This window comes from Alistipes sp. D31t1_170403_E11, assembly GCF_015553985.1.
Taxonomy (GTDB): domain Bacteria; phylum Bacteroidota; class Bacteroidia; order Bacteroidales; family Rikenellaceae; genus Alistipes; species Alistipes montrealensis.
The window spans coordinates 1-15,170 of the sequence record NZ_JADNHQ010000003.1; the positions used below are offsets into that span (position 1 = coordinate 1).

At 58.6% G+C, this 15,170-nt stretch carries 13 protein-coding genes; 3 read left to right on the top strand and 10 right to left on the bottom strand.

Annotated features, from left to right (window positions below):
* Positions 1 to 100: 100 nt before the first annotated feature.
* Together dusB and I2E69_RS06465 are read right to left on the bottom strand one after the other, a co-directional pair.
* On the bottom strand, positions 101 to 1,123 hold the full coding sequence (gene dusB, locus I2E69_RS06460; RefSeq protein ID WP_195460096.1) for a tRNA dihydrouridine synthase DusB: 1,023 nt from the start codon (positions 1,121 to 1,123) through the stop codon (positions 101 to 103).
* Positions 1,120 to 2,391, bottom strand: coding sequence for a hemolysin family protein (locus I2E69_RS06465; RefSeq protein WP_195460098.1), 1,272 nt, complete (start codon positions 2,389 to 2,391; stop codon positions 1,120 to 1,122). The genes dusB and I2E69_RS06465 overlap by 4 nt, the downstream gene beginning before the upstream one ends.
* Positions 2,392 to 2,514: 123 nt before the next feature.
* On the opposite strand from I2E69_RS06465, the gene argS reads away from it, so the two are divergent.
* The gene (gene argS, locus I2E69_RS06470) at positions 2,515 to 4,296 is read left to right on the top strand and encodes an arginine--tRNA ligase (RefSeq protein ID WP_195460100.1); all 1,782 of its coding nucleotides are present in this window, start codon (positions 2,515 to 2,517) and stop codon (positions 4,294 to 4,296) included.
* Positions 4,297 to 4,359: 63 nt separating this feature from the next.
* On the opposite strand, the gene I2E69_RS06475 is transcribed toward argS, so the two are convergent.
* Positions 4,360 to 5,217, bottom strand: a complete 858-nt coding sequence (locus I2E69_RS06475; protein ID WP_195460102.1) for a GIY-YIG nuclease family protein — start codon at positions 5,215 to 5,217, stop codon at positions 4,360 to 4,362.
* 133 nt (positions 5,218 to 5,350) lie between these two features.
* Here I2E69_RS06475 and I2E69_RS06480 point away from each other — a divergent pair, with 133 nt between their 5' ends.
* Complete coding sequence (locus I2E69_RS06480) at positions 5,351 to 6,352, top strand: hypothetical protein (protein WP_288332377.1); 1,002 nt, start codon at positions 5,351 to 5,353, stop codon at positions 6,350 to 6,352.
* Positions 6,353 to 6,498: 146 nt separating this feature from the next.
* Positions 6,499 to 6,786: a hypothetical protein gene (locus tag I2E69_RS06485; protein WP_195460103.1), complete on the top strand. Its 288-nt coding sequence runs from the start codon at positions 6,499 to 6,501 to the stop codon at positions 6,784 to 6,786.
* Positions 6,787 to 6,902: 116 nt separating this feature from the next.
* Here the strand turns inward: I2E69_RS06485 and I2E69_RS06490 are convergent, their stop codons facing one another.
* The 7 genes from I2E69_RS06490 to I2E69_RS06520 all read right to left on the bottom strand — a co-directional run bounded on the left by I2E69_RS06490 (position 6,903) and on the right by I2E69_RS06520 (position 15,167).
* The gene (locus I2E69_RS06490; protein ID WP_195460105.1) at positions 6,903 to 7,316 is read right to left on the bottom strand and encodes a DUF4442 domain-containing protein; all 414 of its coding nucleotides are present in this window, start codon (positions 7,314 to 7,316) and stop codon (positions 6,903 to 6,905) included.
* A 20-nt stretch (positions 7,317 to 7,336) separates the two neighbouring features.
* Positions 7,337 to 8,107: a metal ABC transporter ATP-binding protein gene (locus I2E69_RS06495; RefSeq protein ID WP_195460107.1), complete on the bottom strand. Its 771-nt coding sequence runs from the start codon at positions 8,105 to 8,107 to the stop codon at positions 7,337 to 7,339.
* Complete coding sequence (locus tag I2E69_RS06500) at positions 8,104 to 8,955, bottom strand: metal ABC transporter solute-binding protein, Zn/Mn family (RefSeq protein ID WP_195460109.1); 852 nt, start codon at positions 8,953 to 8,955, stop codon at positions 8,104 to 8,106. Before I2E69_RS06500 ends, I2E69_RS06495 begins: the two co-directional genes overlap by 4 nt.
* Positions 8,948 to 9,715: a CPBP family intramembrane glutamic endopeptidase gene (locus I2E69_RS06505; RefSeq protein WP_195460112.1), complete on the bottom strand. Its 768-nt coding sequence runs from the start codon at positions 9,713 to 9,715 to the stop codon at positions 8,948 to 8,950. Before I2E69_RS06505 ends, I2E69_RS06500 begins: the two co-directional genes overlap by 8 nt.
* Before the next feature lie 122 nt (positions 9,716 to 9,837).
* Positions 9,838 to 12,081, bottom strand: a complete 2,244-nt coding sequence (locus I2E69_RS06510; protein ID WP_195460114.1) for a glycoside hydrolase family 3 N-terminal domain-containing protein — start codon at positions 12,079 to 12,081, stop codon at positions 9,838 to 9,840.
* Positions 12,078 to 14,081, bottom strand: coding sequence for a glycoside hydrolase family 97 protein (locus I2E69_RS06515; protein WP_195460116.1), 2,004 nt, complete (start codon positions 14,079 to 14,081; stop codon positions 12,078 to 12,080). Before I2E69_RS06515 ends, I2E69_RS06510 begins: the two co-directional genes overlap by 4 nt.
* 69 nt (positions 14,082 to 14,150) lie before the next feature.
* On the bottom strand, positions 14,151 to 15,167 hold the full coding sequence (locus tag I2E69_RS06520) for a hypothetical protein (protein ID WP_229095408.1): 1,017 nt from the start codon (positions 15,165 to 15,167) through the stop codon (positions 14,151 to 14,153).
* Positions 15,168 to 15,170: the final 3 nt, after the last annotated feature.

Genomic DNA, 15,170 nt, shown 5'->3' on the forward strand with positions numbered 1-15,170 from the left:
AATGAGGGCAAGACGGACCTGCTGAACAGCATCACGGTTCAGTAAAGGCCGAAACTCGGAAAATAAATGCCGGAGTCTTAGACTCCGGCATTTTCTGTTTTCAGAGGTTGTGCGACAGCGGTGCGGGAACCGCTCCGCTCAGGTCGTAACCGCCCCAGCGTTCGGCGATTTGGTCGAGCGTTGCGAACAATTCCGCGATGTCGAGCGACGTTACGAGTTTCAGCCGCGTGGGCTTGAAGTCGGGCAGCCCCTTGAAGTAGTTGGTCATGTGGCGACGCATTTCGAGGATGCCGACGTGGTCGCCTTTGATTTCGAGCGATTTCTGCAGGTGTTCTTTTGCGATGGCCACCCGTTCGACGACCGATGGCTGCGGCAGTACTTCGCCCGTTGCGAGGAAGTGTTTCACTTCGCGGAATATCCACGGTCGGCCGTAGGTCGCACGGCCGATCATCACGCCGTCCACGCCGTAGCGGTCGAACATCTCTTTGGCTTTGGGACCCGAATCGACATCGCCGTTGCCGATGATCGGAATGCGTATCTGCGGATTGTTCTTCACCTTCCCGATCAGTGTCCAGTCGGCCTCGCCGCGGTACATCTGGGCCCGTGTGCGGCCATGGATCGTGAGGGCTGCAATGCCCGTATCCTGTAATCGCAGGGCTATTTCTTCGATATTTTTCGATTCCTCGTCCCATCCGAGGCGGGTTTTCACGGTTACGGGCTTTCTGACTGCCGCCACGATCTGCCGTGTCATTTCGACCATCAGCGGCACGTCGCGCATCATACCCGAACCGGCTCCGCGTCCGGCGATCTTCTTCACCGGGCATCCGAAATTGATGTCGATGACATCGGGATCGGCCGCTTCGGCCATGCGCGCCGCTTCGACCATCGGTTCGATCAGGTGTCCGTATATCTGAATGCCCACGGGGCGTTCCGCGTCGTCGATTTCGAGCTTCTTGAGCGATTTCGCCGCGTCGCGGATCAGGCCGTCCGACGAGATGAACTCCGTGTAGACCATGTCGGCGCCGAAGCGTTTGCACATGTAGCGGAACGACGGATCGGTCACGTCCTCCATCGGCGCGAGCAGCAGGGGGCGTTCGCCCAGTTCGATGTCTGCTATTCTCATAATTGTTGTTTCTGGCTGACGAGGATTTTGTCGATACGCGCCCCGTCCATGTCCACGATTTCAAACGTGAAACCGTTCCATTCCAGCTTCTCGCCCGTGGCGGGAATGTGGGCCAGGTGGTCGAGGATCAGGCCGCTGACGGTGTTGTAGGCGTTGTGGGGGAGGACGTTTTCCATGCCGAACCAGGCGAGGAAATCGTAGAACGGGCATTGCCCGTCGATCAGGCAGCTGCCGTCTTCGCGCTGTACGATGTCGGGCTCTTCGCGCGAATCGGGAAGTTCGCCGACGAGGGCTTCGAAGATGTCGCGCAGGGTAATAATGCCCCGCGTCACGCCGAACTCGTCGCAGATGATGCCGTAGCCCAACTGCTCGCTGCGCAACTGTTCGAGGGCGTTGTATACCTCGAATCCTTCGTGAAAGAATTTTGCCGGGACAACCTGTGCGCGCAGGTCGAACCCGTCGTCGCCCAGGTGGAGGAACAGGTCTTTGAGGTAGACCACGCCCAGCAGTTTGTCGAGGCTTCCTTCGGCGACGGGGTAGCGGTTGTGCGGGGCCCGGGCCACCAGTTCGCGAATTTGCGCGGCATCCATCGCAGCATCGATCCACACCATGTCGCTGCGGTGGGTCATGATCGACTCCACCGTGCGGTCGCCCAGCGAGAAGACGCGTCCCATGATCTGCTGTTCGACTTTCTGCACCTCTCCGTCTTCGGCGCCTTCCTGGATAATCGAGCGGATTTCCGCCTCGGTGACTTTGCTTTCGGCCCGTTGCAGCCCCAGCAGCCGGGTGATCCCCGATGTGCTTTTGGAGAGCAGCCAGACGAAGGGCGACGCTACGATCGAAAGCCACCGCATCGGGCGTGCGACGATCTTTGCAGCCCGTTCGGCGGCGTTCATGCCGATGCGTTTGGGGACCAGTTCGCCGAAGATGATCGTGAGGTAGGTGACTACGATGATGATCGTGATTTGTGCCGTGATGGTCACCGTGCGCAGCGGAATACCCAGCCGGGCCAGGTCGCTGCCGAATTTCGTTGCCAGCGTGTCGCCGGAGTAAATACCCGTGAGAATGCCGATCAGGGTGATGCCGATCTGTACTGTCGAAAGAAACCGGTCGGGGTCTTTGGCCAGCTTCAGGGCTTGGCGCGCCCCTGCGCTGCCTTGCCGGGCCTGCATCTCCAGATTCGACCGGCGGGCCGATATGAGTGCGATCTCGGACATGGCGAACAGTCCGTTGAGCAGGATCAGCAGTAGAATGACGAGAATTTCCATGGAATGTCTTGTCGGTTTTGTGTTGCAAAGATAGTACAAGCCGGGGCAAAACCAAAGAATATCGCGGCTCGGGATTGGTTATTCGCCGAAAAACGTTAAATTTGCAGGCAAAATCTATTGGATATGAATATCGAAACCTTTATTTCGGATGCGGTCCGCCGGTCGGTGGAGGCGCTTTACGGTGAGCTCGGCGACGAGCAGTTGCAGATTCAGAAGACCCGCAAGGAGTTCGAGGGCGATTATACCCTCGTGACGTTCCCGCTGCTCCGACGAAGCCGCAAGTCGCCCGAGGCTACCGCTGCCGAGATCGGCGAATATATGACGGCCAACGTTCCCGAGATCGCGTCGTTCAACGTGATCAAAGGTTTCCTGAACCTTTCGCTCGACAGTGCGTTCTGGGCGGCCCGCTTCGCCGAGGTCGCTGCCGACGCGCAGTTCGGGCAGGCTCCCGCAACGGGCCGCACCGTGATGGTCGAGTACTCCTCGCCCAACACCAACAAGCCGCTCCACTTGGGGCATATCCGCAACAACCTGCTGGGTTACTCCGTGGCGCAGATCCTCAAGGCCAACGGCCACACGGTCATCAAGGCCAACCTGGTGAACGACCGAGGCATCCACATCTGCAAGTCGATGCTGGCCTGGAAACTCTACGGGAACGGCGAGACGCCTGCATCGTCGGGTATGAAGGGCGACCATCTCGTCGGCAAGTATTACGTGGAGTTCGACAAACACTATAAAGCCCAGGTCAAGGAGCTCATGGCGCAGGGCCGGTCGGAAGACGAGGCCAAGAAGAACGCCCCGGTCATGCTCGAAGCGCAGGAGATGCTGCGTAAGTGGGAGGCCAAAGACCCGGAAGTCTACGGGCTTTGGGAGACGATGAACGGCTGGGTCTACGAAGGCTTCGATGTGACCTACAAAGCGCTGGGCGTCGATTTCGACAAAATCTATTACGAGTCGCAGACCTACCTGCTGGGCAAGTCGCTCGTCGAGGAGGGGCTCAAAAAGGGCGTTTTCTACCGCCGCGAGGACAATTCGGTGTGGATCGACCTCACGGCCGACGGACTCGACGAAAAACTGCTGCTGCGCGGCGACGGTACGTCGGTCTACATGACGCAGGACCTCGGCACGGCCTTCCGCCGCTTCGAGGATAATAAACTCGACGACATGATCTACGTCGTGGGCAACGAGCAGAACTACCATTTCCAGGTCCTGAAACTCGTGCTCAAGAAACTGGGCTATGCCGACTGGAGCGACCATATCACCCACCTGTCCTACGGCATGGTGGAGCTTCCTGAGGGCAAGATGAAGTCGCGCGAAGGCACGGTGGTCGATGCCGACGACCTGATCGAAGGCATGGTCTCGACGGCCCGCGAAATGTCGGCCGAACTGGGCAAACTCGACGGATGCTCGGAGGAAGAGGCTTCTGCCGTTTCGACGATGGTCGGACTGGGAGCGCTCAAGTACTTTATATTAAAGGTCGATCCCCGAAAGACGATGTTGTTCGATCCCCGCGAGTCGATCGACTTTAACGGCAATACGGGTCCCTTCATCCAGTATACCCACGCGCGTATCCGTTCGGTGCTGCGCAAAGCCGCTGAGGCCGGAATCGACTTCGAAGGAGCCGCTGCCGCCGATTACCTGCCCGAGGAGATCGACCTGGTGAAAGCACTGACGGAATACCCCGCCGTGGTGAAGGCCGCCGGCGAGAACTTCGCGCCGTCGGTCGTCGGAGCCTATGTCTACGAACTTGCCAAGCAGTTCAACGGCTACTACCACGATCATTCGATCCTCAAGGAAGAGAACGCCGAGGTGCGCAAGATGCGCCTTAGGCTGGCGCAGCAGGTCGCCCGCGTCATCAAGGAGGGCATGAAACTGCTGGGCATCGACGTTCCCGAACGGATGTAAGATTTTGAAAAAGGATCAGGCCGAATGTTACATTCGGCCTGATTTTTTATGTGAAGAAGGAGATCACTCCGTTTCCAGCATTTTAAGAATGCGGCCGTCGTCGGTTTTCCATTCCAGCAGGCCATTTGCACAACGGCCCATAATGATGCTTGCGGCCGTAGAGGGACTGGAAAATAATGTATCCTTGGTAAACCGGAATACGCCTCCTTCTTCTGCCACTACTATTTTGTCGGCGAGCAGTTTTTCGCGTAAATGCTGGTAATTTTCGGTATAAGAGAGTGTTACGGAACCTGCCATTAATGAGTCTTTCATGACGACGAATCCTTCCGTGGTGCTGATTCCTTGGGCATTTGCTCCGCGGGCTCCGTGTAAAAAAAGCATTCTGGTGTTTTTTTTCGTATTCGATTCTGAGAGCAGTGGATCGAAGATCTTGAATCCCAGTGTGCCTATCAGTAATTTGATATTTGCGATAAATTCCTCCATCTCGGCCTCGTCAGGTTCGGAAATGGTTGATCGGGTAGGGGTGTTTGAATTTTCCAGTTTGTAGCGGCCAACTTTATCGGCGTCTTCGTATAACCTGTTTTCTATGTATTTGATATGGGCCTTATTCAGGTTATTGTCTTTGCTGATAAACACGATGACATCGTTCCAGAAATCCTTTTGAGAGAGGTGTTGTGTCAACCGTTTCAGGATGCCGTCGGCTTCGCCGATATACGCCAGACCTTCTTTATCGGTATTGTCGGACTTGCCGAATAGGATGTAAACACCGGCGTTATCCATATCGTTTCGATCCGCGCATTGTCGGACGTAGGCTCTCGGGAGACGGTATGCTTTTCCATTCCAGTTGGACAATTCGCAACTGATCCTCCCCTCTGCGGAGCCATCCATTAGAAACAGGGTTATTTTCTTGCCATAAGTCATGCTACATATATTTTCTTCGAAGTTACGAAAATATTATTGGAAATCGTGCTGTTGAAAGAGTGAAAATACGGATTCTAAACAGTGGTACGAATCTTGCGAGAGGTGAGGGCATGTTAACTAACACTAATTTAGCGTGAAAACATTTGTATCAACATTCGCTCTTTCTCTCGCGTTGTGTGCCGCTGCCGGAGCGACGGCCCAAACCAAGAGTGCGGTCCCGGCGCCTGCGGCCGATACCGTATTACTGTCGGAGACTACCGACGGAGACTACATCGTACGCAGGTTTATGGTCAAAAGCCGTGGCGACGCCGACTATTCGATCCGCTACCAGATCAACCTGGCGACGCTCAACGCCACGCTCAACGGCAATCCGCAGGAACTGGACCAGCTCAACGGTTTTGTGGGCAACCTGATGAAGGATACCCTGAAACAGGTTCAGTCCGTGACGATTACGGGTTATTCGTCGCCTGACGGCCCGGTGAAATTCAACGAAGCGCTGGCCGCCAAGCGAGCCAACGATTTCAAGACCTACGTCGACAAAAAGTACGATTTCTCGAAGAAGTACAAGGTGACGGTCAATTCCGTCGCCGAGGATTGGGAGACCTGCCGTGCGCTGGTCGCACAGTCGTCGATGCCCGACAAACAGTCCGTGCTGAATATTGTCGACGGCAAGCAGTCGCCCGACCAGAAAGAGATCGCGCTCAAAAAGATGCCCGCCGCGTGGGACTACCTGAAAAAGGATATCCTGCCGAAACTGCGCCGTGTCGAACTGACGATCAACTACGGCGCCGGCAACGTCGTCGAGCAGCGCACAATGATTCCGAAGCCCAAACCGGCTCCGCAGCCCCAGGCCGCCCAGGAACCTTACGTAGTCGTCGATGAGCAGGTCAACGGTATTATCGTCGAGATGCCGAACGACCGCGAAGCCAAGAAGGAGATGCGCGAGGAGTCCAGGGAGATGAAGAAGGAGGCCCGTGCCGCCGAAAAACTCGCCAAAAAGGAGGCCCGCGAAGCCGAGAAGATAGTCCGCCAGCAGGAGAAGGCTGCCAAGAAGATCGCCAAAAAGGAGGCTAAAGCCGCCAAGAAAGCCGAGAAGGCCGCCAAAAAGACCTACAAGGACCTTCAGAAAATGTAATCAGAAAAAGATTCCGGATTCCCGGAATCTTTTTTTTGTCCGCCCGTGTCCCGCAATTATTTCCCGGGACCGCAGCCTGAAAATGTTTGATAATCCGAAACGTTTTACTACCTTTGTCGAAGCAAAAATTTTAAAATCGACTGAATATGGCAAATTTACGTAACCTGAAGAAGGAGATTGACTACCGCCTTGAGGAGGTTGTTTTCGACTGCGATATGGCTATTTGTTTCCAGCCTTCGAAAGAGAAGGAGATTTTCGAGGTGATGCAGGAGGCTGTCGGCGTTCGCAACGACTTGTTCGCCAAAGCAATGAATCCCGCCGAGCCGCACAATCCGTCGCTCGTTCGCAAGCACTATGCTGCCCTGCGCGCCGAGATGGAGGATGTTTTCGGCAAACTCTTCGAGAAGCTGAGCAAAATTAACGAGACCAAGTAATTTCCGGTTCTCCCGGGCATTTTAGCCCAGTCTTGTCCGCCCCGAACGGTAACCCCGTCCGGGGTGGACTGTGTTTTAGGGAAACCTGTTTTGCGATGATCGGAAACCGGCGCCGGTTACTGTTTGGTGACAAACCATTCGAAAACGGCCTGCATGACGAGTGTGCCGCTATGGTCGTACAGGCAAACCTCTACTTCCAGCAAGGCGCGTCCTTTTTGGTCCAGGGCTTCGAGAATCTCGTTTTTCCCGGTATTCAGGAATGCAGCACTCGAATAGACGGTTCCGAAGGCCGGTTTCCGGTATTTTACCGCTACTTTCCGGACGACCGGGACGATATCCGGCAGCTTGTCGAACTGCCCGAGCAGGAAATGGCCGCTCGTCGCCTCCGCCAGTGTGAACAGGGCGCCGGCATGAACGCTATTCAGGTGATTGAGATACTCGGTTTTGTCGTCGAGCATCAGCAGGTAGTCCTGCCTGTCGGCGTATTTCAGGCCGATGAACTCGTTGAACGGTAGTCGGGTCACATCCATGATCAATGTTTTTTGCCGGTTTATTCGTGGTCGCAGCAGCAATCGCCGGGATGGTGTTCCAGCACGGTGTGGGGGATATGTCCGTGCGATACCAGTTGAATCGGACAGTCGTAGTTGCGCAACTGCTCTTCGGTCAGCACGTTCGAGCGGTGACGATGTACATGGCGGTTGACGCAGACGATCTCTTTTACGACGCTGGTAATCGTTCCGATGTCGTGCGAAACCATGACGATCGCCATGCGTTTGTTCAGCTCGTGCAGCGTGCGGTAAAGTTCCTTTTCGAATTTGTTGTCCACGAAATTCGCCGGTTCGTCCAGGATCAGCAGCTTCGGGTCCGAGATCACGGCCCTCGCCAGCAGCGCCCGCTGCATTTGACCGCCCGATACCTCGCCGATGGGGCTGCGGGCTGTTCCGGCGATTCCCGAGGCCGTCAGCAGTTCCATCGCCTTGGCGCGGTCCTCCTTCGTGTAGCGGGTGCGGAATCCGCGGCGGCCCTGCAATCCGGATAATACGACTTCGAGCACCGAAATCGGGAATGCGCGGTCGAAATCCGAGATCTGCGGCATGTAGCCGATCAGGCGTTCCTTTCCCCGGAACAGTTCCGGGGCGAGTTTCAGTTCGCCCGTGTGGGGTACGGTTCCCAGAATCGCTTTCACGAGCGTTGTTTTTCCGCCTCCGTTGGGACCGATAACACCCAGGAAATCGTTGTCCGCAATCTCCAGGTCGACGTGCTGAAGGGCCTCGTAACCGTCGTATGCGACACTCACGTCGCGCAGCGTTACCAGATTCATTGTGCCGTGATTAAGTCGGTCATTGCGTCGATGTTGGCGATTGCGTCTTCGCCCAGCGGGTCGATTTCCACATATTCGGCGTCGATGTCGCGGGCGATGATCTCCACGGTCGATGCGGGAAACTGATTCTGGTAGAAAATCCGCCGTACGCCGTCCTCGCGGGCCTGTCGGATGATCGCTGTCAACTGTTTGGCCGATGGCTCCTTGCCGTCGGCCTCGATAGCCACCTGCCGCAGCCCGTAATCGCGTGCATAGTAGGTGAGTGCAGGGTGGTAGACGATGAAGTACTCTACGCCGCTTTGGGCGATCTTCTCTGCCGTACGTGTGTCGAGGGCTTGCAGTTTCTCCTGCAGCCGGTTGTAGCCGGCTTCGTATTTCACCGAGTCGGGATAGGCTTTGCGAATCGCTTCATAGGCATTTGCCGCCATCTTTTGCAGGGCTTTCGGCGAGGTCCAGACGTGGGGATCGACGCCGTGGGCATGTGCGTGGCCGTGACTGCCGTGCGAACAGGACCCTGCAATCAGGTCGATGCCGCGGCTCAGGTCCACGACTTTCGCCTGGTCTTCGACTTTGCCCAGCAGCGTCGTTTCGAAGTCGATAAGTCCCACGTTGAAAATGAGTTGCGCTCTGTTCAGCCCCACGAACTGCCGGGGAGTCGGTTCGAACGTCTCGGGGCTTGCCCCGGGAGGTACGAGTACTTCGATTTCGAAATCGTCGCCTACGATTTCCTCTACGATGTTGCGCAGCGGGAGTATCGAAACGTAAAACGTATTTTCCCCGGCGGGCTGCTTCGGGGTGCAGGCTGCGAACAGCAGGGCTGCCAATAGGTATGTCGCGGATTTATACATGGTTTATAATCAGTTGTTTGTAATTAATGCAGTAGGGTAGCCTCTTCTGCTTTTTATATGCAATGGTCAGGCCGATGGCGATGGCGATCGTTCCGAATCGCAGGATGTTGGCGCCGATTCCGCCGACGGCGCCGCTCGCACTGACGCTGAAGACGATCCACGGCAGGTTCATCAGCGTGTGGAGCCAGACGACGCACCAGAGGTTGAAATTCCATTCGGCGTAAATCCAACTGAAGAAAACGCTTCCGGCCGCCGTTACCCCGAATGCGCCCAGCGCCGATGGCAGGTCGTGCCCTTGGTAGAGGTGCAGCGAACCGAATGCCACGGCCGTCAGCAACGCCGCGGGCAGGAATCCCCAGCGGGCGTAGCGGAAAAGTTGTCCGAAAACGAATCCCCGGAAAACGAGTTCCTCGAAGAACCCGGCGATCACGACACGGGTCAGCAGGTGATCCGCGGAAACCTCCCGGTCGAAGGTTCCTATGCAGGCGTATCCAATCAGCATCGGCAGGGTAGCGAGCACCCCGAAAAGCGCCCCGGATCCGAATCCGCGGGATAACCCCATCGACGACGCGATTTCGTCCGGGCGGTGCAGCAGCAACAGCGCGGCCGCCGGGATCAAACCCGCAACGACATAGTTTACAAAGTAATGTGCAGCCTGTGAACCCTCTGTAAACGCCCGGAACGGCCATCCGCCGAGGTTGAAATACCACACGGCGAAGAAAAGCGCAAAGGCCGTGAGAATGATGATCGAATGCCTCATGGATAGATACCTGAATTAATAGTGCAAAGGTAGTGTTTTTTTCAGGAAAAACGGATGGCCCGCTAAAAAGTGCTCCCTGCAAACGGGAGGTTTGCAGGGAGCGTTGCACGGGAACAGGCCGGCTATTCGTAGTGGAATGTCGCCGGGCGACCGTCGTCGTCCGAACTCTGGGCGATCCACAGGCGGAATTCGCCCGCCTCGGGCCGCCGTACGAAGTCGGCGTTCAGGAAGGCGATCTCCCGCTCGGAGACCTCGAACGTTACGGTTTGCACCTCACCCTTGCGGAGGGCGATTTTCCGGAATCCCTTCAGCTCTTTGACCGGGCGCGTGACGCTGGCCGCCACGTCGCGGATGTAGAGCTGTACGACCACCTCGCCGTCGCGCCCGCCCGTGTTGCTCACCCGGGCCGAGGCCGTGATCCGGCCTCCTGCCGAAAATGTGTCGCGGTCGAGCGTCGGTTCCGAAATTTCGAATGTCGTGTAACTCAGTCCGTGTCCGAAGGCGTAGAGCGGTTCGTTCACGATGTCGAGGTAATTCGAACGGTAGCACCGTCCGGTCTGGCCCGGGGCCGCAGGGCGCCCCGTGTTTTTGTGGTTGTAGTAGACCGGAATCTGCCCCGCGCTGCGCGGGAAGCTCATCGTCAGCTTGCCCGAAGGGTTGTAGTCGCCCGACAGCACGTCGGTAATGGCGTCGCCCGCCGTCGTTCCCGGATACCACGCTTCGACGATCGCTTCGAGGTGCGCATGCTCCCAGCTCAGGTCTAACGGCCTGCCGCTCAGCACCACGAGGACCACTGGCTTGCCCGTGGCCTCCAGGGCCCGGAGCAGGTCGCGCTGCGCGCCCGGCAGGGTGATGTCGCTGCGCGATGCCGTTTCGCCCGACCAGTCGTAGTGTTCGCCCATGGCCGCCACCACGATGTCAGCCCGCCGCGCGGCCGTCACGGCCGCGGCAAAGCCGCTCCGGTCGTCGGTCGTCAGGTCGCATCCCGCAGCCGTGATAAAGCGGACGGCGGTCCCTGCATAGCGTTTAGTCAGGCCTTCCAACAGCGTCACGCTCTCTTCGCGTACGCCGCTTCCGGCCCATGCGCCGTTCAGGCTGGCGCGTTCGCTAACCATCGGACCCACCAGCGCCACGGTCATCCGGCTGCCGGGGTCGAGCGGCAGCACGCCGCCGTCGTTTTTGAGCAGCACGATCGACCGCGCCGCAATCTCCCGGGCCTTGGCGCGGAATTCGGGCTTGCCGAGCGTTTCGCGTTCCCGCAGGCTGTCCAGATAACGGTAGGGGTCGTCGAACAGCCCCAGCAGAAACTTCTGGCGCAGGATGCGGCGTACGGCATCGTCGATCTGCCGGAGGCTCACCCTCCCTTCGTCGAGCGAGCGTCGGAGGTATTTCAGGTAGACCGCCCCCGTCATGTCCATGTCGATCCCGGCGTTCAGAGCCTTCTCCCCGGCCTCCTTTTCATCTGCGGCAATGCCGTGCGGAACCAGTTCGTTGATGCCCGTGTAGTCCGATACGAGGACCCCTCCGAATCCCCATTCACCGCGCAGGATGTCGGTCATCAGATGCCGTTTCGCCGTCGCCGGGATGCCTCCGATCTCGTTGAACGAGGCCATCAGCGAGCCGACGCCAGCTTCGACCGTCGCCCGGAACGGCGGCAGGTAGACTTCGCGCAGCGTGTGCTCCGACATGTCCGTGGTGTTATAGTCGCGGCCCGCCTCCGCGGCTCCGTACGCCGCGAAATGCTTCGTGCAGGCCAGCACGGTTTTGGTACTGCCGAGGTCGCCGCCCTGAAACCCTTCGACGCGCGCCCGGGCGATCAGCGACCCCAGGTAGGGGTCCTCGCCCGCACCCTCCATCACGCGGCCCCAGCGGGGATCGCGCGTGATGTCCACCATCGGGGCAAACGTCCAGTTGATGCCTCCGGCGGCGGCCTCCTCGGCCGCGATGGCTGCGCTCTGGCGCATCAGTTCCGGGTCCCACGTGCAGCTTTCGCCGAGCGGAATCGGGAAGATCGTGCGGTAGCCGTGTACAACGTCGTAGCCGAACAGTACGGGGATTTTCAGCCGCGAATGTTCGAGTGCCTCGCTTTGCAGCCGGCGGATTCCCGCCACGGTGTACCCGTTCAGGATCGAACCGACCATGCCTTTGCGGAGGTATTCCCGGTAATCGTCGGGCATGATGGCCCCCGTAACGTTCCAGTTGCAGGAGAACTGCGACATCTGGCCGATCTTTTCGTCGAGCGTCATCTGTTTCAGGAGCGAATCCACTTTGCGGTCGGTGTCGTCATATCCGACCGGACCGGTGCACCCGCCGAACGCTACGGCCGCCAGTACGGCGGTAAGACGCCATTGTTTTGCCGCCTTCATCGCACCGGGGTGATTTTGGCCGCAAATCCGCCGCCCGGGGCCATTCGGACGGTGATTTTCCGGTCGGCCGGAACAGTCTCCGTATGCTTTCGGTAGTCGCGGGCCGCGCGGTCGGCGTTCGGTCCGTCGGCGTAGCACTCCGCCTCGAAATTGCCGTCGCCCAGGAATGCGAGGTCCAGCATCAGTTCGCGGGCGTTCCAGTCGGTCATCACACCCACATACCAGGTCTCTCCGCTGCGGCGCGCCGTGGCGATGTATTCGCTGACGCGGCCCGTGAGGATGCGGGTTTCGTCCCAGACGGTGGGGATCGCGGTCATGAACGCGAGGCATTCCGGTTCGCTGCGGTAGTTCGAGGGGCTGTCGCAGAGCATGTTGAGCGGCGATTCGAAAACCACGTACTGCGCCAGTTGGCGGCAGCGCGTGCCCTGGCTCATCGGCTCGGAGTAGACCGCGCGGTACGATGATTTCGAGGCGTTGCGCATGGCTCCCTGCGTGTAGTCCATCGGGCCTGCGACCTGGCGGATGAAGGGAAGCTGTACGTCGTAGGTCACCTGATCGATCTCGTTGGCCCATTTGAGTTGCTCCAATCCGTCCACGGCCTCGAAGTTGATAACGTTGGGGTAGGTGCGCTGCAATCCTGCGGGCTTGCAGGTTCCGTGGAAATCGAGCATCAGTCCGTAGCGGGCGGCGATTTGTGCGGCACGGTGGTGAAAATCGACCATCTGCTGGTCGTCGCGGTTCATGAAGTCGACCTTGAAACCCTTGACGCCCATCGCGGCGTAGTGCCTGCACACGCCTTCGATGTCGCGGTTCAGGGCGTTGTACCCGGCCCAGAGTATGATACCGACGTTTTTCGAAGCGGCATAGTCCACGAGCATCGGCATGTCGATCTCCGGTACGACCTGCATCAGGTCCGCCGTGTAGAGTTTCGTCCAGCCTTCGTCGAGGATCACGTATTCGATGCCGCGTTCGGCGGCGAAGTCGATGTAATATTTATAGGTGTCGTTGTTTACGCCGGTCTTGAAATCGACGCCGTAGAGGTTCCAGTCGTTCCACCAGTCCCAGGCCACTTTGCCGGGCTTTACCCACGAAAAGTCGCCTTCTGCGGGCGTGGCGAGCGCGTATACCAGGTCGTTGTCGGCCAGTTCCGCGTCTTCTGCGGCCACGATGACCACGCGCCACGGGAAGCGCGCCGGACCGTCGAACCGGGCGATGTAGGGCTTGCGCCCCTCGACGACGCCCTCCAGCCCGTTATGCCCTCCCGGGACGACTTTGGCGGGGTAGGGTGCGAATACGCCCCGGAGCGACGTGCCCGGACCTTCGGGCGAGAGGTACATGCCGGGATAGTCGAGCAGGTCGGCCTCCGTGATGCAGAGCTTCTTGCCGCCTTCGCCTTCGATCAGTATGGGCAGGAAGGCCAGCACGCCGTCGCGCCAGGCCGATAACTCCGAATACACGTATTTGTTCTCGAACGAGTTCCAGAACTGGATTTCGGTGGTCGCCGTGCCGCGCTCGCCCCGCACATAGGGGATGTAGGCCTTGTGGTCGGCCGGAAACCGGAAGGCGGCCCGTTCGCCGACCACGGTAAACGGTTTGCGCCCGGTCGTTTCGAACCGGTAGGCCATGCCCGAGTCGTAGGCGCGGAAAATGACGTTGTACCCTTTGAACCGGAGGGTCAGTTCGTTGTATTTGTCTTCGATCGACTGCTTGCGGTAGATGGGCGTGGCGATCACTTCATCCGTACTGCGCCGCGACGTGCCCGAAAGACGGTCTCCGACGCCCAGCACGCGGCCGTCGCCGAGCGTCAGCGACAGCGGCGAATCGCCGAGCATCAGATCGTCCCCGTGGTAGAGGCGGTAGGTGATGCTGTCTGTGGCCGCCACCTCGACGCGAAGCGTTCCGGAGGGCGACTGAAGGGTGAATTTCCGGGGTGCGGCCGCTGTGCCCAGGGCCGTCAGAAGGCACAGGGCCAAGGTAAGCAGGTGTCTTGTCAGTTTCATGGATTAAGAATTTTTTTGGGTTGAAAAAACGGCCTGTGAGCGTTGAATCACAGGCCGTCCGAATCAGTGTCAGAAGCCGTATTTCGCTGCGATTGCGGCATATTGCTCGTCGGTGATGCGGACCATCACGCCGTGGCGGGCGTTCGGGATGCCGATGACGTACTGGCGCCACGTTGCCGACTCGATGTCCGGGGCTTCGAACCGGACGTATTCGGTCGGGTAACGCTCCGCGAAGATGTACCACCCTTTGCCGTCGGGCTGCTCGACGATGGTCGGCGCCTCGTGCCAGTTGTCGGTTTTTCCGGCTTCGGTTTTCGGGGTCACGACGCTGATCGGTTCGCTGTAAGGTCCCGTCAGGGCCGCCGATTTGCTGATCAGTACGGTTTTACCCGTGGGAGCGATGTCGTTCGACCGCTCGTCCTTGAAAACGGCGTAGTACGAGCCGCCGATTTTGCGGATGATGGCGTCGATCGTCGCCGCGTCCCTGAACTCTTCGCTCTTGAAGTCGAACAGCCGCGCGGGTTTGCTGTACGTCTTGAAATCGGCCGTCGTCATGTAGAACGTGCGCATCTCGCTCCACCACTGGTCCGAACCCTCCGCCACCTCATTGCGCGAAGCGTGCCACGTGATCAGGTATTTGCCCGAATCCGCGTCGTAGAAGAGTTTCGGGGCGCTGTACCAGCCGTCGGGATGGTATCCCGGCGTGTCCATGATGGCCGCATCGGGAATCGCTCCGTCGGTCTGCCACGTCACCAGGTCCGTGGAAACCCACAGTACGAGCAATTTGGGCAGTGTGCGCGTCACGCCGATCATGCGGTAGCGTCCGTCGGCGCCCTTGATGATGTCGGGATGGCCGCTGTAACGGGGTTCGATCGTCTTGTCGTCGTTCAGGACGGTCCATTGTTTGGCGTCCTTGCTGATGTAGTAGTATATCCCGCCGTAGTCCGAGTCTTTCATGTGGGCGAAAAGGTAACCTCCTTCGGCGGGCGTGTCGGGGGTAGGGGTGTTTTTCGTGTCGCTGTCGCATCCGCAGCATCCGATCAGGTTGAGCAGCAGTACCGTAGCGATATATAATATGTTTTTCATTGC

Coding starts and splice junctions, on each gene's coding strand:
- argS (WP_195460100.1), top strand. CDS start 2,515: ATGAATATCGAAACCTTTATTTCGGATGCGGTCCGCCGGTCGGTGGAG.
- I2E69_RS06495 (WP_195460107.1), bottom strand. CDS start 8,107: ATGAATCTGGTAACGCTGCGCGACGTGAGTGTCGCATACGACGGTTAC.
- I2E69_RS06515 (WP_195460116.1), bottom strand. CDS start 14,081: ATGAAACTGACAAGACACCTGCTTACCTTGGCCCTGTGCCTTCTGACG.
- I2E69_RS06520 (WP_229095408.1), bottom strand. CDS start 15,167: ATGAAAAACATATTATATATCGCTACGGTACTGCTGCTCAACCTGATC.
- I2E69_RS06505 (WP_195460112.1), bottom strand. CDS start 9,715: ATGAGGCATTCGATCATCATTCTCACGGCCTTTGCGCTTTTCTTCGCC.
- dusB (WP_195460096.1), bottom strand. CDS start 1,123: ATGAGAATAGCAGACATCGAACTGGGCGAACGCCCCCTGCTGCTCGCG.
- I2E69_RS06500 (WP_195460109.1), bottom strand. CDS start 8,955: ATGTATAAATCCGCGACATACCTATTGGCAGCCCTGCTGTTCGCAGCC.
- I2E69_RS06490 (WP_195460105.1), bottom strand. CDS start 7,316: ATGGATGTGACCCGACTACCGTTCAACGAGTTCATCGGCCTGAAATAC.
- I2E69_RS06475 (WP_195460102.1), bottom strand. CDS start 5,217: ATGACTTATGGCAAGAAAATAACCCTGTTTCTAATGGATGGCTCCGCA.
- I2E69_RS06485 (WP_195460103.1), top strand. CDS start 6,499: ATGGCAAATTTACGTAACCTGAAGAAGGAGATTGACTACCGCCTTGAG.
- I2E69_RS06510 (WP_195460114.1), bottom strand. CDS start 12,081: ATGAAGGCGGCAAAACAATGGCGTCTTACCGCCGTACTGGCGGCCGTA.
- I2E69_RS06465 (WP_195460098.1), bottom strand. CDS start 2,391: ATGGAAATTCTCGTCATTCTACTGCTGATCCTGCTCAACGGACTGTTC.